Source organism: Halopseudomonas sp. MFKK-1 (assembly GCF_027474385.1).
Classification (GTDB): Bacteria; Pseudomonadota; Gammaproteobacteria; order Pseudomonadales; family Pseudomonadaceae; genus Halopseudomonas; species Halopseudomonas aestusnigri.
Genome location: NZ_CP114836.1, coordinates 480,446 through 499,314, shown reverse-complemented (window position 1 = coordinate 499,314; position 18,869 = coordinate 480,446). Strand labels below are relative to the sequence as shown.

The window sequence follows — 18,869 nt, the reverse complement described above, 5'->3', positions numbered from 1 at the left end:
GTCAGTTGAGGACAGGCGATGACGCGGCCTGCCCGATCAGTTCCTCGAGGGGCCGCGGTTTGCCGATCCAGTATCCCTGAAGCAGGTTGCCGCCCCAGCGCGAGAGCTGGTCGGCAACGCGCGCGTCCTCGACATAGTTGGCCGCGACTTGCTTGTTCATGCCCCGTGACAGGGTGATGAGGTTATGCAGGTACTCGCCCTGCTCGGGGGACGGGTTTTCACTGAGCGCGCGGCAGTCGACCTTTACGCCCTTGATTGGCAGACGGTTAAGGTAGCCCAGCGCACCGTATTCCGAGCCAAAGTGATCCAGCCAGATTTCTACGCCCAGGTCGTGCAGCGCAGTGCACAGTGCCGTTGCCTGGCTGGCGTGCTGCAGCAGCGTGTCTTCGCGCAGCTCCAGCTGAATCATGTGCGGCGGCACTTTGCTTCGCAGCAGGAGCTGGCGCAACTGGTCCACAAAGCGCGGCTGCTTGAGCTCGCGATCGCTGATGTTGATCGACAGTCGGCAATGTATGCCGGCATCCAGCCACTGTTTTACCGCCTGTAGCGCCTGGCCGATAACCCAGTGGCCCATCGGCAGGATCAGCCCGCTGTGCTCGGCCAGCTTGAGGAAGGCATCCGGTGTCAGCAAGCCGAGTTGCGGGTGCTGCCAGCGCAGCAGCGCCTCCCAGGCCACGGTATCGCCGTGGTTGGTATCGACGATGGGTTGATAGTGAAGGCGGAACTGGCCCTCGAGCAACCCGTGTCGCAGACCCTGCTCAATGTCCAGATTGTGGCGGGTTTCGGCATCGCGCTGCGGGTTGAAAAAGGCATATCCGTTACGACCGTTGGCTTTTGCGCGATACAGCGCCTGATCGGCGTGTTGCAGCAGTTCGGCAGCGGTGGCGCCGTGGCCGGGGAAGGTGGCAATGCCGACACTGGCTGACACCAGCAGATGATGACCGCTGAGGGTAATAGGCTCGCTCAGCGTATGAATGATCTTGCTGGCGATCAGGGCGGCATCGTTCGGGTCGTGCAGGTCGTTGAGCAGGGCAACAAACTCGTCGCCGCCTATCCGTGCGATCAGGTCATCCTGACGCATGGTTCGGCGCAGCCGGTTGGCGATCACGGCGAGCAGCAGATCACCCAGGCCATGGCCGAAGGTGTCGTTGATCTGCTTGAAGTAGTCCAAGTCGATATAGAGCAGGGCGAATCCGGTCGGGCTGCGTTGCCCGCGCAGGATCATGCGGTCCAGCTCGGACTCGAGCAGGGCCCGATTGCCAAGGCCGGTCAGCGGATCCTGGCGTGCCATCTGGTGCAGTTTCTCGCCACTGCTTCGACGACGCTCCGCGTTGATCAGTGCGCGCGTGAGTGCGTCGGCGTTGAGGCTTTCTCGCGGCAGGATGTCGTCCGCACCGCCGTCTATGGCGGCGCTATCACGCTCGGGGCTGTCGTCGTCGCTGATCAGCAGCAACAGGGTTTCGGTGCTGGCTCGGCGGGCGTCCTGCAGCAGGCTGGGTTCATTGGGCAGGAGGCAGGCGTCGTAGTCGCTGGCACTCAGACGGGTGGCTGCGTCGCGTACGCTGGTGCAGATATCGACTTCAAATGGGCCGGCCGAAGGGGCGCGGCACAGATCGAGCAGGTGTGCCCGCTTTGCCGGATTTGATTCAACCACCAATATCTTGCGTGCTGCGCGTTCCATGAGTGCGGGCCCAGTCAGCTGGTGTTATTCGTCCATGCACGGTTTGTCACCGCTGTATGTTAACGCCGTCACGCTTTGACAGCCCATTCATTCGTGTCAAACAGCGCAAAATCTCCGACAGGCGGTATGGCTAATGGCCTGTAATGCCGGATTTTTGTCTTTGCTTTTGCCTATTTGTTTGCTATGGCGGGAAGTTGGCGCAGGGGCGGGGCCCCTGCGCGCGAGGGAGTGGTGTATCAGTCGTCGAGCAGCGCCTTGTTGCGTACTGCGCCCTTGTCGGCGCTGGTAGCCAGCAGGGCGTAGGCCTTCAGCGCGGTGCTGACCTTGCGCGGGCGCGGTGCAGCCGGTTTCCAGCCCTTGGCGTCCTGCGCGGCACGGCGCTTGGCCAGCTCTTCATCCGAGACCAGCAGGTTGATGCTGCGGTTGGGGATGTCGATCAGGATGCGGTCGCCGTCCTCAACCAGGCCAATAGCCCCGCCAGCGGCGGCTTCGGGGGAGGCGTGGCCGATAGACAGGCCAGAGGTGCCGCCGGAGAAGCGGCCGTCGGTCAGCAGTGCGCACTCCTTGCCCAGACCCTTGGATTTCAGGTAGCTGGTGGGATAGAGCATTTCCTGCATGCCCGGGCCGCCTTTCGGACCTTCGTAGCGAATGATCACGACATCACCGGACTTCACTTCGTCGGCGAGGATGCCTTTTACCGCCGCGTCCTGGCTTTCGAAGATCTTGGCGCTGCCCTCAAATACGTGGATGGACTCGTCTACACCGGCGGTCTTGACCACGCAGCCATCGAGCGCGATGTTGCCGTACAGCACGGCCAGGCCGCCTTCCTGCGAGTAGGCGTGCTCGACCGAGCGGATACAGCCCTCGGCGCGGTCAGCGTCCAGGCTGTCCCAGCGGGTGCTCTGGCTGAACGCAGTCTGGGTCGGGATACCCGCCGGGCCGGCGCGGAAGAAGGTGTGGACCGCTTCGTCGCTGGTTTGGGTGATGTCCCACTGGGCGATGGCGTCGGCCATGGTCGGGCTGTGTACGGTGCTGACGTCGGTGTGCAGCAGGCCGCCACGGGCCAGTTCACCGAGGATCGAGAAAATGCCGCCAGCACGGTGCACATCTTCCATGTGGTACTTCTGGATGTTCGGTGCCACCTTGCACAGCTGCGGCACTTTGCGCGACAGGCGGTCAATGTCGCGCAGGTCGAAGTCGATTTCGGCTTCCTGGGCGGCAGCCAGCAGGTGCAGGATAGTGTTGGTCGAACCGCCCATGGCGATGTCCAGCGTCATGGCGTTCTCGAACGCCTTGAAGCTGGCTACGTTGCGCGGCAGAACCGACTCGTCACCTTCGCCGTAGTAGCGCTGGCACAACTCGACCGCCAGACGACCTGCGCGCAGGAACAGCTGCTCGCGGTCAGAGTGGGTGGCCAGCGTCGAGCCGTTGCCCGGTAGTGACAGCCCCAGTGCTTCGGTCAGACAGTTCATCGAGTTGGCGGTAAACATGCCGGAGCAGCTGCCGCAGGTCGGGCAGGCGCTGCGCTCGTACTCTTCGACCTTCTCGTCGGAGCAGGAATCGTCGGCAGCGACGACCATGGCGTCAACCAGATCCAGACCGTGGCTGGCCAGTTTGGTCTTGCCGGCTTCCATCGGGCCGCCGGAGACGAACACCACCGGGATATTCAGGCGCAGGGCAGCCATCAGCATGCCGGGGGTGATCTTGTCGCAGTTGGAGATGCAGACAATGGCGTCGGCGCAGTGGGCGTTGACCATGTACTCGACCGAGTCGGCGATGATTTCGCGGCTGGGCAGCGAGTAGAGCATGCCGTCGTGGCCCATGGCGATGCCGTCGTCGACAGCGATGGTGTTGAACTCCTTCGCCACGCCACCAGCCTTCTCGATTTCCCGGGCGACCAGTTGGCCCAGGTCCTTCAGGTGAACGTGGCCGGGCACGAACTGGGTGAAGGAGTTGGCGATCGCGATGATCGGCTTCTTGAAGTCTTCGTCCTTCATGCCGGTAGCGCGCCACAGGGCGCGGGCGCCGGCCATGTTGCGGCCGAAGGTGGAGGTTTTCGAGCGGTAATCAGGCATGACGGAATTCTCGTGGTGTAGTGCAGTCGGGCAAGCATACCAATTCACGGGGCGGCATGCAGCCGTGTCGCGGGCGTCGGCATGTAGTCTTTTTGAGTTACAGAGCATTGCGGCGAGATGTTGTGTTGATATCGAGCGCGCTTTTTCGGCCTCTGGATCAGTAAGGAGCGGCGGTAAACAGGAAGCGCTCCGGCAGCCCGGTTTAATCGTGGGCGGTTGCCGTCGGGCAGATAAACAAAGTAAATGGAGACGACGCCTGTGCAGACATTGCTTTCGAGTTTTCCTGCCTTGCGGCTGGCGCTGACAGCGGTGGTGACAACGTCCTTTTCCCTGGCCGCCTGCCTGTCCGGTGTCGGTGGCTCATCTTCTGATGGTAGCGCGAAGGTGGAAGAACCAGCCGATTTGCGCACCACCCTCTCTGGTGATGTGCGCGGGGTTGAGCAAGAGGGCTATTTCGAGTTCTTGGGAATTCCGTACGCTGCAGCACCGGTCGGGGATTTGCGCTTCGCTGCGCCACAGGCAGCAGCTGGCTGGGACGAGGAGCGCGCTGCAGATGCCTACGGCAGTGCCTGTCCGCAGGCGGGGCTGACCTTCGACGAGGCCGAGGACTGTCTGTACCTGAACGTGTTTACCCCCAAAACTCGGGGCCCGCATCCGGTGATGGTGTGGTTCCATGGTGGCGCCTTTGTGTTTGGTTCAGGTGGTGGCACCTATGTACCCCCGCGGCTGGTTGCGGAGGATATTGTTGTCGTGACGGTAAATTACCGCCTGGGCAAGCTGGGTTTTACCGCTCATCCGGGTTTGACTGAGGAGCAGGGCGCGTCCGGTAGTTACGGTATTCTGGATCAGCAGATGGCGCTTCAGTGGGTGCAGGACAATATCGAAGCCTTTGCTGGTGACCCTGCCAATGTCACCATTTTTGGCGAGTCTGCGGGAGGTTTGAGTGTGCTGAGTCATCTGGTGTCGCCAGCATCCAGCGGACTGTTTGCCAAGGCGATCGTGCAAAGTGGCTCCTACAGCAGGGTGCAGGCGTCAATGGCGGTGGCCGAAAGTGCCGGAGAGGGCTTCGCTACCCTTCTCGGCTGTGATGCAGCGACAGCTGCGCAAGAAGTTGAGTGCATGCGCAGCAAAAGTGTTGCGCATATTATGGCTATCGCACCCGGGACGGTGACACCGACATTGCGGCCTGATGTATTGCCCGCCTCGGTCAATCAAGGCCTGGCAGCAGGCGAATTTAATGATGTGCCGTTGCTGATGGGAACCAACTCGGATGAATGGAGTTATTTTCTGGCCAGCCGCGGGGAGTTGAATCCGATCACTCAGGCGAATTACCAGTTTCTGCTCAACAATAGCGTTGGACCGGTGGAAACGCCGAATGTTGTCGCGCTCTATCCGGCGTCTGACTTCAGCGATGATTACGCGGCGTTGATGACTGCGGTGGGCACTGATGGTAATTTTGCCTGTAATGCCAGCGTGCAGGCAGCCAGCGTTGCGGAGAACGGTAGCCAGCCGCTATTCGTCTACGAGTTTGCCGATCGCGACGCGCCGTCGCCAGGTATTGTCGCTCCGAGTTGGCTGACCTTGGGTGCTACCCATGCCTCGGAACTGGCCTATCTGTTCGGTACTGACGATTCCTTCAGGCTGCGGGGCGCAACCGATGACCAGGTTGCCCTGGCCGATATCATGAGCCGTGCCTGGACGACCTTCGCCCGTTCGGGTAGTCCAGGTCACGAAGACCTGAACTGGGTGGATTACGGTGATAGTGCCGGTGGCATGGTCTCGTTCGAGACACCTGAGGTACAGCCTCTTTCCCGTTCGGTGTTTCGCAGCGTGCATCGCTGTGACTACTGGACTCCCGAGGTCTGATACGACCTGTCTTGTTCGCGGAGGTGGGCCGGAGACGGTGTTCCGGCCCACCTCTGGCGTTACCGCAGTACGAAGCTGTAGCTGAGGATGGCGCGTACCTCGTCGACATCGCGCTGGCCGGCGACTTCGCTGCGCAGGCTGGCGTGGCGCAGGGAGATGCCAAGGTCTTTCAGGTAGCCACTCTGCACCTTGTAATCCACACGCAGGTCGCGTTCCCATTCGCTGTCAGCCCCGGCAACGGCGCTGTCCACATCGGTGCCGCGCAGGTAGCTGGCGGTCGCCTTCAGGCCGGGCACGCCGGCGGCGGCAAAGTCGTAACCGTAGCGTGCCAGCCAGGTACGTTCACCGGCACGCTGGAACTTGCCGATCTGCGAGTCGGTGATCAGGTAGGCGGTAGCACCGTCGCCGTTGTTGATGAACGGGAAGTTGCTGTTGCCGCTCAGGTGCTGGTAGCCCAGGCCCAGGCTGTGGCCGCTCTGGCTGAAAGTGAACAGCGCACTGGCCGCCTGGTTGTCAACTTCACCGTTGTTGTTGAAACCGCTGGCGCCGTAGCCCGCACGCCGGTCGTCGTTGGCGCCGTGGGCATTGCTGTCGAAGTAGCGCAGGTCGGTGGTCAGCTTGCCGTCGCCCAGGGCGAGGTTATGCACTGCTCCGAGGTAGTGCTGGCGATAGTAGTCCTTCAGCTCGGCGAAGTAGTAGGACGTGGTCAGGTTCTCGGTCAGGACGTAGTCGCCGCCGGCGTAGCGGAAGCGGTCGACCCGTTCGCTACCGCCGGCAATGCGCAGGTCATCGTAGTCACTGGACGCGCGGCCGCTGGCCTGACGAATCTCGCCGACGGTCAGCTTGAGTTTGTCGATATCGCCGGAACTTATCTGTGCGCCGCGGAAGGTTTGCGGCAGCAGGCGACCGTCGTTGTACGTCAGAACCGGCAGCTTGGGCTGCAGTGCACCATAGCGCAGTTCAGTGTTGGCGATGCGCGCCTTGGCGGCAAAATCGATGCGGCTGAACTCGTCTGCGGCGCGGCCATTGCTGTCGAGCGGGAACAGATTGCCGGGGTTGCGGCTGCGGTCGGCCTTGCTGGTGCGTCCGCCCGAGTCCAGGCGAATGCCCAGCTGCGCTATCGCATCAAAGCCGAGGCCGACAGCCCCCTCGGTGTAGCCCGATTGGAAGTTGAGGACAAAACCCTGGCCCCATTCCTCACCATAGGACGGAGCGGCGTCGCCGCTGCGGTTGTCCTGGTTGAAATAGAAATTGCGGGTATCCAGGGTGGCCTTGCTGTTTTCGATCAGCGCGCTGGCGGCGGCAGAGTGGGACAGGCCGAAAAGGCTTGCGGCGATGGCGCTGGCAAGGGTGTGGCGTTTCATTGGAAGCTCCGAAGTAGAGTGGGCGTGCCGCGCTTGGGCTGTCGGCATTTGCACTCTGGAGGTAGGCTTCAGGGCTCGGGCGGAACAGAAGTTGCGGCATCGCTGTTCAGGCGACGCCGTAACATAAGTGAAATATTTAGGTTCTAGAAGGAATAAAAAGTTATTTTCTTATAGCTTTTTTTCAAATACCTTTGAGTTGCGCTGCAAGTTGTACAGTGCCGCCCGTTTGGCAGGCAGCCGCTCTACGCTGCTTGGTTCGAAGCCGCGTTCGCGGAACCAGTGAGCTGTACGGGTCGTCAGCACGAACAAGGTATCGATCTTCAGGCTGCGTGCCTGACGCTCAATGTGTTGCAGCAACTGATCGCCCCGGCCGCCCTGGCGGTAGGCCGGGTCGATCGCGACACAGGCCAGTTCTGCAGCGCTGGAGCCTTCCAGCGGGTACAGCGCGGCGCAGCCGATAATGCGACCGTCCCGTTCGATCAGGGTGAACTGGCCGATTTCGGTCTCCAGGACTTCGCGTGAGCGGCGCACCAGAATACCGGCCTCTTCCAGCGGGCGCAGCAGCTCCAGCAGCCCGCCGACATCGTCGATGCTGGCGCCGCGAATCTGTTCAAAGGCTTCCTGACTGACCAGTGTGCCGCCGCCGTCACGGGTGAACAGCTCGGTCAGCAGAGCACCGTCTTCGGCAAAACTGACAATATGGCTACGCCGCAGACCGGCGTTACAGGCCTTGCATGCCGCCTGCAGCAGGGTGCCGGGCTGGCTGTTGCCGAGATTGGCCAGCAGTGGCGCTGCGCGGGTGGGCTTGAGTTCACGCAGCAGTTCGCCATCCTCGTCCCGGATGCCGGTATCTTCGCCAAACAGAATCAGCTTGTCGGCGCCCAGGGCAACGGCCACGCTGGTGGCGACATCTTCGCAGGCCAGATTGAATGCCTCGCCGGTTGGTGAGTAACCGAGGCTGGAGAGCAGCACGATATTTTGCTCGTCGAGATGGCGGGTGATGGCCTTGCGATCGATCCTGCGCACTTCGCCGGTATGGTGGAAGTCGACCCCGTCTACCACGCCAATGGGCTTGGCGGTAACCAGATTGCCGCTGACTACCCGCAACCGGCTACCCGATTGGTGGGCGCACAGGCGCGCTTCTATGGCGATGCGCAGACTGCCGACAGCATCAATCACGCAGCTGAGGGTATCAATGTCGGTAACACGCAGGTCATTGTGATACTGCGAGCGAATGCCGCGCAGGGCCAGTCGTTCCTCAATCTGCGGGCGTGAACCATGCACCAGCACCAGACGCACGCCAAGGCTGTTGAGCAGCATGATGTCGTGGATGATGTTGTTGAAGTTGGCGTGGATCATGGCTTCGCCCGGCAGCAGCAGCACGAAGGTGCAGTCCCGGTGCTGGTTGATGTAGGGCGTCGAGTGACGGAACCAGTTGACGTAGTCGAGCATGCGCGGTGTTCCAGACAAAAGAGCTATTAAAGGGGTTTGCGGGTGAGGCTTCAAGCGGCCCTGTTACTGCAGGCAAAAGCGTCGGATCAGCCCTTGCAGCAGATCGATGGTGGGCTGCAGGCGGTCCAGGGCGAGAAACTCGTCCGGCTGGTGCGCCTGATCGATATCCCCGGGCCCCAGAATCAGTGTCTGCATACCGAGCTGGTTGAGATATGGCCCCTCGGTGGCGAAGGCGACAGCACCGGCGCTTTGCCCGGTCAGCTCTTCGCAGGCCCGGACGATCGGCGCATCAGCGGGGGTCTCGAAGGCCGGCACGCCGGGAAACAGCGGCTTATAGTCGATCTGTACCTGGTGTTCGGCCGCGATCGGCAAAAGCCGTTCGCGGATCGCCGCGCGCAGTTCGTCGCCGTTCATGCCGGGTAGCGGGCGGATATCGAACTCCAGCGCGCACTTGGCACAGATCCGGTTCGGATTGTCACCGCCATGAATGCAGCCCAGATTCAGCGTCGGGGTGGGCACGCCGAACAGCGGGTTGCTCCAGCGCTTTTGCCAGTCTCCGCGCAGTTGCAGCAGGTCGCCGATCACCGCATGCATGGCCTCCATGGCGTTGTGGCCAAGGCTCGGGTCGGACGAGTGACCAGCCTGCCCGATGATGTCGATGCGCTCCATCATGATGCCCTTGTGCAGGCGAATTGGCCGCATGCCGGTGGGCTCGCCGATGATCGCGTGGCGTGCCTGGCTGAAGTCGGCTGCCACCAGTGCCCGGGCGCCGCTCATGGAGCTTTCCTCGTCGGCAGTGGCGAGGATGATCAGCGGGTGTTTGAACGGCTGGTTCAGGTAGCTGCGCACCGCTTCGATGATCAGCGGGAAGAAGCCCTTCATGTCGCAGCTGCCCAGTCCATACCAGCGGTTGTTTGCTTCGGTCAGGGCGAAGGGATCGTGCTGCCAGCGCTCCGGATTGCAGGGAACGGTGTCGGTATGGCCGGCCATGACCAGGCCGCCGGGGCCGCTGCCAAAACTGGCGAGCAGGTTGGCCTTGCCGGGCTGATTGGCAATCGGCAGGATGCGGCATTCAAAACCCAGATCGTTCAGCCAACTGGCCAGCAGTTCTACTACGGGTAGATTGCTCTGATCCAGGTCTGCCTGGGTGCAGCTGATCGAAGGGAGCCTCAGCAGGGCGTCGAACTGATCCTTCAGTGGCGGCAAGGGCATGGGCAACTCCGGTTGAGGCGGGTGTTCTGCCTGTCAGAACACCCGACGCACGTGTTGCTTCAGCTTACGCCGCCGCTGGCGGATAGTCAGCTGAAAATCCCGGTGAGGATATAGAAATAGATGATGGAGAGAATGGCGCCGGCTGGCAGGGTAACGACCCAGGAGCTGAAGATGGTGCCGATCACGCGCAGGTTCAGCGCGCCAATGCCGCGGGCCAGGCCGACCCCGAGGACCGCCCCTACCAGGGTGTGGGTGGTAGAGATCGGCAGGCCGATGCTAGACGCTCCGACGACCGTGGTGGCAGTAGCGAGTTCGGCTGCAAAGCCGCGGCTCGGCGTCAGTTCAGTAATGTGTTTGCCGATGGTGGCGATGACGCGGTAGCCGTAGGTGGCCAGACCAACAACGATACCGATTGCGCCAAGCAGCAGAACCCAGCCGGGTACCAGCGACTTGCTCGCCACTTCGCCGCCGGAGTGCAGTACTCCAACGATGGCGGCCAGCGGGCCGACGGCATTGGCGACGTCATTGGAACCGTGGGCGAAGGCCATGGCGCAGGCGGTGAAGATCATTAATACCGCAAACACCTTTTCCACACTGGCGAAGTGGAAGGTTTTGTCCGCTTCCGGGTCGGCCTTGATGCGGCTCAGCAGGGTCACACCCAGCCCGGCAACCAGTATGCCGGCAATCACGGCCAGCCCAAGGCTTTGCCAGCCGCTGAGGTTGAGGCCGATGTGCTTGAGGCCCTTGGTCAGGGTCAGGATGGTGACGACAAAGCCAACCGCAAACATATAGAAGGGAACGTAGCGCTTGGCATTGCTGAAGGGGTTTTCGGTATCGAGAATCAGCCGGTGCACGCTGATGAAGATCATGAAGGCAACGATGCCTGACAGTAGCGGCGAGATTACCCAGCTGGCGACGATCGGAGTGACGCCTTCCCAGTGCACGGCTTCCATCGAGACGCCGACGGCACCAAAACCGATGACTGCGCCAATGATCGAGTGGGTGGTCGATACCGGCCAGCCCTTGATCGAGGCGACCAGCAGCCAGGTGCCGGCGGCCAGCAGTGAAGCCATCATGCCGAACACCATCTGATCGGGGCTGATCGCCTCTGCATCAATGATGCCGCTGCGGATGGTTTGGGTTACCGATCCGCCGGCCAGGTAGGCGCCGAGAAACTCGAAGACGATGGCAATGAAGATTGCCTGCTTGATGGTCAGCGCGCGGGAGCCGACCGAAGTACCCATGGCATTGGCAACATCGTTGGCGCCGACGCCCCAGGCCATGAAGAAGCCGAAAAGACAGGCAAGGATCAGCAGGATGGAGCCGTACTCTGCAATCAGGGTCATATCTCTAATACTCTAAAACGGGTGCATGGGCTGGCGGCTTTCCGTCAGGGCGGAAAGTCCGTCATGGTGCTGCTGGCCGTTCGGTCGCTTCCTAGCGGGCCATCAGCAGTTCCAGGCGGTTACCAACGCGCTGGGCGCGGTCGGCGACATCACCAATCCATTCAATGATCTGGTACAGAAACATCACATCAACCGGTGGCCAGTCCTTCTCGAGCTTGAACAGCTGCGCACGCAGACCGATCTGCATGTTGTCGGTGTCATGCTCGATGCGGTCCAGTTCCTCGATCAGACGCTCGACCAGGGTGACCTCGCGGCCGGCAAATCCGGTTTCCAGTAGCTCGTCCAGCTCGTTCATGGCCTTCAGTGCCTGAGCCGCGGCATCGATCGAGCGCTGTACAAACGCGCGGAAGTCGGGGAACAGGCTTGGCGGAATCACCATACGGCGGCCGAACATCAGGCCGGCGATATCCTTGGCACGGTTGGCGACTTTGTCCTGTACACTGAGCAGCTCCAGCAGATCGGAGCGCGGTACGGGCAGGAACAGGCTCTTGGGCAGGTGAACACGGACATCCTTCTTCAGTTTGTCCGCTTCGCGTTCAAGCTGGGCCACCTGCTTTTGCAGGCGCTCTGCTTCGGTCCAGTCCTCGGCCTGCAGTGCGTCGATGAAGGGCAGCAACTGGGCCGCGCATTCGTGGGCCTTGGCAATGTGCTGCTGCATTGGGCCGATCGGTGAACGACCGAACAGAGTGAGGAACGGATTGTGTGGCATGACGCCTCCCGCTGGAATTGAGGCCGCAAAGTATAGGTGTTGAGCTTGCAGCCGTCATCAAATTGAAAACAATTGAACACTTTTCATCGTTGGCATCGACTGCCGACGGTGTTGCCGAGAATGTCCCATGGTCAAAGAAACCGAAATCAAGCTGCGCGCCAGTGCCGATGTACTGGCAGCGCTGCGCGCCCATCCGTTGCTCAATGAGCGCCGTCAGGGCGACTGGCAAAGCGGCCCGCTGTACAACCAGTACTTTGATACAGCCAACCGTGATCTCGCCGCCGCCAGGGTGGCGCTGCGGTTGCGCCGCGATGGCGACACCTTTATCCAGACGCTCAAGAGCCGGGGACAAAGTGTCGCAGGTCTGTCCGAGCGCAACGAGTGGGACTGGTATCTCAAGAAAGGTGAGCTGGATCTGGCTCTGCTGGACGACAGCTGCTGGCCGGCCGAGTTGGCCGAGCTGGACAAGACCAGCCTGCAGCCGGTGTTTACCACCGATTTTCAGCGTACCCGCGCGCAGCTTTGCTGGGAGCGCGATGGCGAGAGGGTCGAGGTCGAGGCGGCGCTGGACGAAGGCGAGGTGCGAACCGACAGCGGTAGCGAGCCGATCAGCGAGCTGGAGCTGGAGGTGCGTCAGGGGCCGGCGGTTGCACTGCTGGAGCTGGCACATGCGCTGGCCCGCGAACTGCCTCTGATGCCATGTGATATCAGCAAGGCCGAGCGTGGTTATCGGCTGTTTGACGCGCGCAGTTTCAGTCTGCGGCTGGAGCCCCCGCGCTGGCAGGCGGATACCGTCGTCGACGAGGTTATCGCCGAGCTTTTCAGTCAGTTGCTGGGCCGCGTTCAGCGTCTGGCGGAACAGTATCGCCATGCCCGTCAGTGGAAGCTGTTCCGTGAACTGACCGATGCGCTGGCACAACTGCGTGCGGCCTTTGCCGTGTTCGATCTTGCGTTGCCGCGCTCTGCTGCAAGCCCCTTTGTCGGCCCGCTGGATGCCCTGTTGGCCCTGTTTCAGCCGCTGGTACTGGCGGGCTGGGCCGATGATGCCGAAGGTGAAGCGGCACGCCGCGCAGCCGAAGCCGAGTTTGATCATCAGCTTGAGCAGCCGGGCTGGGGCGCGCTGTTTGTCGAGCTGGCGCTCTGGCTGCAGCAGCGTCGCTGGACGCAGAATCGTCCGCCGCGCGGCGATCGGGTGGCAGGCCTGGCGCTGGAGCGTTGGCTGCTGGCAGCGGTCGGTAAGGAAATCCAGGAGCTGCGTGTGCCGCACAATAACGACTCCGAGCATATGGCTAGCGAGTGGCTGGATCAACTGCCTCGTCTGGGCCGTCTGCACATGTTGCTGGCCCAGTTTCGGCAGTGGCTCGATGTATCCGAACCGGACCGCCTGTTCGGTGAGCTGAACAAGCTGCAGGCGCTGCTTGAACAGTATCCGCAGGTCGCTGACGAGCAGCGTGACCTGCTGTTGGCCGCGCTGCGCAAACAGGGTGTGCGCCTGCGCAGACTCAACGCCTGGCGTGAACTGAACAACTGACAGCTGGCTGAAAGGCGGCTGCCGGATCGCAGCCGTGAAACAAGCGAACGGACGGGTAGGGGAGCAGGGTATGAAGAGGTTGGCGGATCTGGCAATACCGGGTACTGATCGGCCGCTGGATCTGGGTGATTTTCTTAACGCGCTGGTCGCGCAGGGGCGTATCAGTCAGGACAGCGCCGACCACCTGGTTACGCTGCGCCGGGCGGCCGTAGGTGATACCGCTAAGTTGCATCCGCTGGAGTTTATCGCCGGTCAGAATGTCGATGACCTGGGGCGACCGGGCAAAACACTGGATCTGGACTGCCTCAGCCGCTGGCTGGCCAGCGAGAGCGACCAGCCTTGGTATCGCATTGATCCGCTGAAGATCAACGTGTCGGCGGTGACACCACTGATGTCCTTTGCGTTCGCCCAGCGTCACCGGATTCTGGCGGTGGAAGTGAATGATCGGGAGGTCACCATTGCCAGTGCCCAGCCCTTTGTCCAGAGCTGGGAAGACAACCTGCGGCATGTGCTCAAGCGCGATATCCGCCGGGTCATTGCCAATCCGGAAGACCTGCAGCGCTATTCGGTGGAGTTCTATCGACTCGCTCGCTCCGTGACCGGCGCCAATGCGACCGATCAGAAGGCCAGCGGTGTCGGCAACTTCGAGCAGCTGCTTAACCTGGGCAGCATGAGTCAGGAGCCGGACGCCAACGATGCCCATGTGGTCAACATCGTCGACTGGCTGTTCCAGTACGCCTTCGAGCAGCGTGCCAGCGATATTCATATCGAGCCGCGGCGCGATTCCGGTTGCGTGCGTCTGCGTATCGATGGCGTGCTGCACACCGTTTATCAATTTCCGATTCAGGTCACCATGGCGGTGGTCAGCCGGCTGAAAACCCTTGGCCGGATGAATGTGGCGGAGAAGCGCAAGCCGCAGGACGGCCGGATCAAGACCCGGGCGCCGAAGGGCAATGAAGTCGAGCTGCGGCTCTCGACCCTGCCGACCGCCTTTGGCGAAAAATTGGTGATGCGGATCTTCGATCCGGATGTGCTGCTGCGCAGTTTTGATCAGCTGGGCTTTTCCGCTGAGGATCAGCGCCGCTGGCAGCAGATGGTCAGCCAGCCCAACGGTATTGTGCTGGTCACCGGGCCGACCGGCTCCGGCAAGACCACCACGCTGTACACCACGCTCAAACAACTGGCCACGCCGCAGGTCAACGTCTGCACCATCGAAGATCCCATCGAGATGGTTGAAGACAGCTTTAACCAGATGCAGGTGCAGCACAACATCGACCTCAACTTTGCCAGCGGCGTGCGCGCGCTGATGCGGCAGGACCCGGACATCATCATGGTGGGCGAGATTCGAGACCTGGAGACCGCCGAGATGGCGATCCAGGCTGCGCTGACCGGGCACCTGGTGCTGTCGACCCTGCACACCAACGATGCACCCAGCGCGGTCAGCCGGCTGATTGAACTGGGCGTTGCGCCCTATCTGATCAAGGCTACAGTGCTGGGCGTGATGGCCCAGCGACTGGTGCGCACGCTGTGCCCGCACTGCAAGGCGCCGGCACCGGTGGACGCGGAGGCCTGGGTGGATCTGACCCAGCCGTGGAGTGCACCGCTGCCGACCCGTTCGCACGCCGCTGCGGGCTGCCTGGAATGCCGGGAGACCGGCTATCGCGGCCGCGCGGGTGTGTATGAGCTGATGATGCTGAGCGATGGCATCAAGGCGCTGATACATAACGACACCGACATCGCGCAGCTGCGGCGTCAGGCCTACAAGGAAGGGATGCACAGTTTGCGCCTGTCCGGCGCGCAGAAGGTCGGCGCCGGGCTGACTACGATCGAGGAAGTGTTACGGGTGACGCCGAACAGTCAGCAAAGCTGAGCTCGCCGAGCCCGATCAGGCTCGGCGAGGTATCACTCAGAACGAACCGACCACGTGCATGGCCAGCCAGGTGTCCGGCTCCTGGCCTTCGCTGGTGGCGTTGGCACTGACGATCAGCTTGAACGGCGAGAGCCTCCAGATGCCGCCGACCGAGGCGCGTAGCCAGCTGTCTTTGGCGCTGCTGATGTCAATTGCAAAAGTGTCTATTCCGCCCAGCGTGCCGCGCACGTCGGAACTCGACTCATCGAAACGGTGTACCGCTTCCAGGCCCGAGGTCAGGCTGAAGGTGGGGGTCAGTGGTTTCAATGCATTGACACCGGCACGGGCCTCCGAGGTCGACAGGTCGCTGTCGGCGAAGACCGCCGGGGCCTGACCTGCGCGTTCGCTGTACCCGTCAAGCTCGGCCTTGCTATGGGACAGTTCGACGAAGGGTGACAAGCCGGCGCCGGCCAGCGAGCCGGCGTTTTCCCAGTCGGTGCGCAGGCGCAGCGCCCAGGTGCTGGCGTCGGTCTTGCCGACCGAGCTGTCCGCCGCATCATTGTTTAGATAGCCGCGTCGAAGATCCAAGGCGGCCTCGCTGTAGTAGGCGCTTAAGGTGCCCCATGCATTGCTGCCGAGCAGGCTGACCGGGCTGATCAGCTCCACGACCAGATACTCGCCGCGCTGATCCTGCGTGCCGCCGAACGACGTGTCTTGCTGGCTCCAGGATTTGCCCAGGCCGACGCCGATCTGGGCCCGGCTGTCATTGATTACCCAGCAGCCCCCCAGCTCTGCCAGCTTGAGTGAACCGTCGCTCTGCGCACGGTTATCCGTGCCCCAGTCGCCCGACGCCCACAGGCAGCTTTGGGTGCCGGGTTCGGCGCGCATCTCCAGCGGAGTGCCGTGACTGCCATGCAGCACCAGTGACGACTGGGCGATGGCTCCCTGCAGCAGCAGTGGTTGCTCTGAGAGGCTTTGCAGGCGCGATGGCGTCAGCAGTGAACGCAGCACCAGGTGCAGAGTCGACTCTTTCTGGATGTTGTAGTCGCCGAGTGTGCGGCCTTCCTCTAGTTGCTTGCCGGCAAAAATCAGGCGCTGATTCTCGGGAGCGATGCCTGTCTTGTCCTGAACCTTGGCTTTGACGTTTTCGATGGTGTCGTTTGACTCTACCTCCAGCGCGATCTTCTGGCCGGTCAGGGTTGTGACGAAAATCTGCATGGCAAAGCTGGGCAGGGAGGCGCACAGCAGCAGTGCGGCGAGAAGGGTATTGAGGATCGGCTTCACGTGGACGTCCGTGTGTGGTTGTTTGATGGCAAAGTGCCAAATGTACGCCTTGTCGGTCGCGGTTGCACGCGCTGGTGCACGGTCGCGCGATGCCATCGCTAGATGCCTGCTAGAATGCGCGCTTTCGCTCACGTATCTCCGCGGGACCGCCCATGAACTACCGCCACAGCTATCACGCCGGCAATCACGCCGACGTTCTCAAACATGCGCTGCTGCGCCGCCTACTGGAGCTGATGCAGCGCAAGGAGACGCCGCTGTGCTGTTTCGATAGCCATGCGGGTACGGCGCTGTACGATCTGCAGGGCGAGGCCGCGGGCAAGACCGGCGAGTACGTCGACGGCATTGGCCGGCTTTGGCAGCGTGACGATCTGCCGCTATGGCTGGCTGATTACCGCGACGCAGTCGCCCGCCACAACCCCGATGGCGCGCTGCGCTGGTATCCGGGCTCACCGCAGATCATGGCCGAATTGTTGCGCGAGCAGGACCGCATGATCGTCAGCGAACTGCATCCGGAAGACGCCGAAACCCTGCGCGAGCACTTTGCCGGTCAGCCGGATATTGCGGTGCATCAGCGCAACGGTTATGAATTGCCCAAGGCCTTTTTGCCGGTGCCGGAAAAACGTGCGCTCTGGCTGCTGGACCCACCGTTCGAGAAGACCGACGACCTGGAGCGCTGCGTTGCCGGTGTCGCGCAGGCGATCAGTCGCATGCGGCAAACGGTCATTGCGATCTGGTATCCGATCAAGGATCAGCGTCTGCTCAAGGACTTCTATCAGGGTATCGCGGACAGCGGCGCGCCCAAGGCGTTGCGAGTCGAGTTGAATGTGCGTCCGGTCGACAACCAGCTGGGCCTGAACGGTTCCGGCATGATGCTGATCAATCCGCCGTGGCCGATCTGGGAGGAGCTGGAACAGGTGCTGCCGTGGCTCAGCCGCGAACTGGCGCAGGCCGGTGGCGGCAGCTGGCGGATGGATTGGCTCGCCGGCGCGCCCTGATATCAGAGTGCACCGGGGCGCATTGGCGTAGGGGCGCGGCATGCCGCGCCCGCCTGGATTATCGCGCGATGAGTCAGGTAGGGCGGAGAACGCCGCAGGCTTCTCCGCCGTTGGACTCAACTCTCCAGCTTGAACGTCAGCCCTGCGTGCTCCTGCAGGCGCTTGATCAGTTTGTCGCCCATCGCCGGAGCGGTCGTCCAGATACCGCCCTGGGTCTCGGTGGCGTCGCGCACCAGACAGATCGCGCTCTCGGCGATCATGCGTGAGGTTGAGCCGTAGCCGGGGTCACGCTTGCCGGCAACGCTGGCTTTCAGGCTGCGGCCGTCGGCAGCTTCGCCGATAAACAGCACATCGTAGAAGCCGGTCTCGCGCTCTTCCTTGCTGGGGCCTTCGCCCGGTTTCGGCGCATCATCGCTGGCCAGTGACTTGTCGCCGGCAACCGCCTTGGCGATGGCTTCGCCCTGCTCGCCGGGACCGGTCAGCAGCATTTCGTCGTAGACGAAATCTTCGCCGTAGGCGTGGCCCAGCAACGCGTTGGAGCGATGGACGTTACGGGTGTTGATGGCAGCCATGATGAACGGGGCTGCCCAGCTGCCCAGTGACTCGTCGTACTCGGGCTTCATTGCCGGGGGCTGCGCCGGGCCAGTAAAGCCGGGTGTCAGGGCAAACGGATTGGCCAGCAGCTTGAATATCTCGGGGTTGGCCTTGGCCGCTGCCATGGTTGCCTTCAGGCTGGCGGCGGTACCGCCGGAGAAGGTGCCCTTCATCTTGCGTACCCGACCCTTGACGCGCGGCAGCGCACAGCCGAGTTGCTCCTTCGCGGCCTGCTGCAGGAAGTAGACCCCCAGATCAAAGGGAATGGAGTCGAAACCGCAGGAGAAGACGATACGTGCGCCGCTATGCTTCGCCGTCTCGCCGTGGGCGTCGATCATCTGTCGCATCCAGGCCGGCTCGCCGCACAGGTCCACGTAATCGGTGCCGGTTTCCGCGCAGATGCGTACCAGTTCCGGACCATAGAGCTGGTACGGGCCAACAGTGGTCAGCACGACTTTGGTGCGCTCAACCATCGCTTTCAGGCTCGCCAGGTCCTCGGTATCGGCAACGACCAGCGGCGTGCTGGACGGCGCGCCGATTTCATCGCGTACGGCTTCCAGCTTGCTCTGGCTGCGGCCGGCCATGGCCCAGCGCAGGTTGCTGTCGTTGCCGTACTCCTGGCACAGATACTCGGCTACCAGGCGGCCGGTATAGCCGGTCGCGCCGTAAACGATGACGTCGAACTCACGGGTGTTGCTCATCAAAGGGTCCTCATGGTTTGCAGGGTCGGGTGCGCAGTCGATCTGAACTTGCCGTGTCTGAGCCAGTCCCAAATGCTGAGGGCTCTGCCGACGCTGGCATTGAGTCTGGCACAGATCGGGCGTTCGTCGAGCGTTGTTGCTGCTCAGCGT

Annotated in this window: 14 protein-coding genes; 4 read left to right on the top strand and 10 right to left on the bottom strand. The window is 62.2% G+C overall.

Features of this window, described 5'->3' with window-relative positions:
* Position 1: 1 nt before the first annotated feature.
* The 3 genes from O5O48_RS02235 to O5O48_RS02225 all read right to left on the bottom strand — a co-directional run bounded on the left by O5O48_RS02235 (position 2) and on the right by O5O48_RS02225 (position 4,166).
* A complete protein-coding gene (locus O5O48_RS02235) occupies positions 2-1,681 on the bottom strand; it encodes a putative bifunctional diguanylate cyclase/phosphodiesterase (RefSeq protein WP_269688039.1) in 1,680 nt (559 codons plus the stop codon).
* A gap of 236 nt (positions 1,682-1,917) precedes the next feature.
* Entirely contained in the window at positions 1,918-3,756 is a 1,839-nt protein-coding gene (gene ilvD, locus O5O48_RS02230) for a dihydroxy-acid dehydratase (RefSeq protein WP_269688038.1), read from the bottom strand.
* A 44-nt stretch (positions 3,757-3,800) separates the two neighbouring features.
* Entirely contained in the window at positions 3,801-4,166 is a 366-nt protein-coding gene (locus tag O5O48_RS02225) for a hypothetical protein (RefSeq protein ID WP_269688037.1), read from the bottom strand.
* On the opposite strand from O5O48_RS02225, the gene O5O48_RS02220 reads away from it, so the two are divergent.
* A complete protein-coding gene (locus O5O48_RS02220) occupies positions 4,141-5,622 on the top strand; it encodes a carboxylesterase/lipase family protein (protein WP_269688036.1) in 1,482 nt (493 codons plus the stop codon). The two genes, O5O48_RS02225 and O5O48_RS02220, sit on opposite strands and share 26 nt — an antisense overlap.
* 59 nt (positions 5,623-5,681) lie before the next feature.
* On the opposite strand, the gene O5O48_RS02215 is transcribed toward O5O48_RS02220, so the two are convergent.
* The 5 genes from O5O48_RS02215 to O5O48_RS02195 all read right to left on the bottom strand — a co-directional run bounded on the left by O5O48_RS02215 (position 5,682) and on the right by O5O48_RS02195 (position 11,765).
* Positions 5,682-6,986 (bottom strand): OprD family porin, encoded by a 1,305-nt coding sequence (locus O5O48_RS02215; protein WP_233048998.1) that lies wholly within the window; start codon positions 6,984-6,986, stop codon positions 5,682-5,684.
* A gap of 168 nt (positions 6,987-7,154) precedes the next feature.
* Positions 7,155-8,438, bottom strand: a complete 1,284-nt coding sequence (gene argA, locus O5O48_RS02210) for an amino-acid N-acetyltransferase (RefSeq protein ID WP_269688035.1) — start codon at positions 8,436-8,438, stop codon at positions 7,155-7,157.
* Positions 8,439-8,501: 63 nt separating this feature from the next.
* Positions 8,502-9,650 (bottom strand): acetylornithine deacetylase, encoded by a 1,149-nt coding sequence (gene argE / locus O5O48_RS02205; RefSeq protein WP_269688034.1) that lies wholly within the window; start codon positions 9,648-9,650, stop codon positions 8,502-8,504.
* Positions 9,651-9,736: 86 nt separating this feature from the next.
* On the bottom strand, positions 9,737-10,996 hold the full coding sequence (locus tag O5O48_RS02200) for an inorganic phosphate transporter (RefSeq protein WP_228245418.1): 1,260 nt from the start codon (positions 10,994-10,996) through the stop codon (positions 9,737-9,739).
* A 91-nt stretch (positions 10,997-11,087) separates the two neighbouring features.
* Positions 11,088-11,765 (bottom strand): TIGR00153 family protein, encoded by a 678-nt coding sequence (locus O5O48_RS02195; RefSeq protein WP_228245417.1) that lies wholly within the window; start codon positions 11,763-11,765, stop codon positions 11,088-11,090.
* Positions 11,766-11,892: 127 nt separating this feature from the next.
* Here O5O48_RS02195 and O5O48_RS02190 point away from each other — a divergent pair, with 127 nt between their 5' ends.
* Together O5O48_RS02190 and O5O48_RS02185 are read left to right on the top strand one after the other, a co-directional pair.
* Entirely contained in the window at positions 11,893-13,296 is a 1,404-nt protein-coding gene (locus O5O48_RS02190) for a CYTH domain-containing protein (protein ID WP_269688033.1), read from the top strand.
* A gap of 70 nt (positions 13,297-13,366) precedes the next feature.
* Positions 13,367-15,166, top strand: a complete 1,800-nt coding sequence (locus O5O48_RS02185; protein WP_269688032.1) for a GspE/PulE family protein — start codon at positions 13,367-13,369, stop codon at positions 15,164-15,166.
* A gap of 36 nt (positions 15,167-15,202) precedes the next feature.
* Here the strand turns inward: O5O48_RS02185 and O5O48_RS02180 are convergent, their stop codons facing one another.
* Entirely contained in the window at positions 15,203-16,429 is a 1,227-nt protein-coding gene (locus tag O5O48_RS02180) for a ubiquitin-like protein (protein WP_269688031.1), read from the bottom strand.
* Positions 16,430-16,581: 152 nt separating this feature from the next.
* Between O5O48_RS02180 and O5O48_RS02175 the strand changes: the two genes are divergently transcribed.
* Positions 16,582-17,424, top strand: coding sequence for a 23S rRNA (adenine(2030)-N(6))-methyltransferase RlmJ (locus tag O5O48_RS02175; protein ID WP_269688030.1), 843 nt, complete (start codon positions 16,582-16,584; stop codon positions 17,422-17,424).
* Between the two features lie 116 nt (positions 17,425-17,540).
* On the opposite strand, the gene O5O48_RS02170 is transcribed toward O5O48_RS02175, so the two are convergent.
* The gene (locus tag O5O48_RS02170) at positions 17,541-18,719 is read right to left on the bottom strand and encodes a saccharopine dehydrogenase family protein (RefSeq protein WP_269688029.1); all 1,179 of its coding nucleotides are present in this window, start codon (positions 18,717-18,719) and stop codon (positions 17,541-17,543) included.
* Positions 18,720-18,869 lie beyond the last annotated feature (150 nt).

Coding starts and splice junctions, on each gene's coding strand:
- argA (WP_269688035.1), bottom strand. CDS start 8,438: ATGCTCGACTACGTCAACTGGTTCCGTCACTCGACGCCCTACATCAAC.
- ilvD (WP_269688038.1), bottom strand. CDS start 3,756: ATGCCTGATTACCGCTCGAAAACCTCCACCTTCGGCCGCAACATGGCC.
- O5O48_RS02170 (WP_269688029.1), bottom strand. CDS start 18,719: ATGAGCAACACCCGTGAGTTCGACGTCATCGTTTACGGCGCGACCGGC.
- O5O48_RS02190 (WP_269688033.1), top strand. CDS start 11,893: ATGGTCAAAGAAACCGAAATCAAGCTGCGCGCCAGTGCCGATGTACTG.
- O5O48_RS02185 (WP_269688032.1), top strand. CDS start 13,367: ATGAAGAGGTTGGCGGATCTGGCAATACCGGGTACTGATCGGCCGCTG.
- argE (WP_269688034.1), bottom strand. CDS start 9,650: ATGCCCTTGCCGCCACTGAAGGATCAGTTCGACGCCCTGCTGAGGCTC.
- O5O48_RS02235 (WP_269688039.1), bottom strand. CDS start 1,681: ATGGAACGCGCAGCACGCAAGATATTGGTGGTTGAATCAAATCCGGCA.
- O5O48_RS02200 (WP_228245418.1), bottom strand. CDS start 10,996: ATGACCCTGATTGCAGAGTACGGCTCCATCCTGCTGATCCTTGCCTGT.
- O5O48_RS02215 (WP_233048998.1), bottom strand. CDS start 6,986: ATGAAACGCCACACCCTTGCCAGCGCCATCGCCGCAAGCCTTTTCGGC.
- O5O48_RS02175 (WP_269688030.1), top strand. CDS start 16,582: ATGAACTACCGCCACAGCTATCACGCCGGCAATCACGCCGACGTTCTC.
- O5O48_RS02195 (WP_228245417.1), bottom strand. CDS start 11,765: ATGCCACACAATCCGTTCCTCACTCTGTTCGGTCGTTCACCGATCGGC.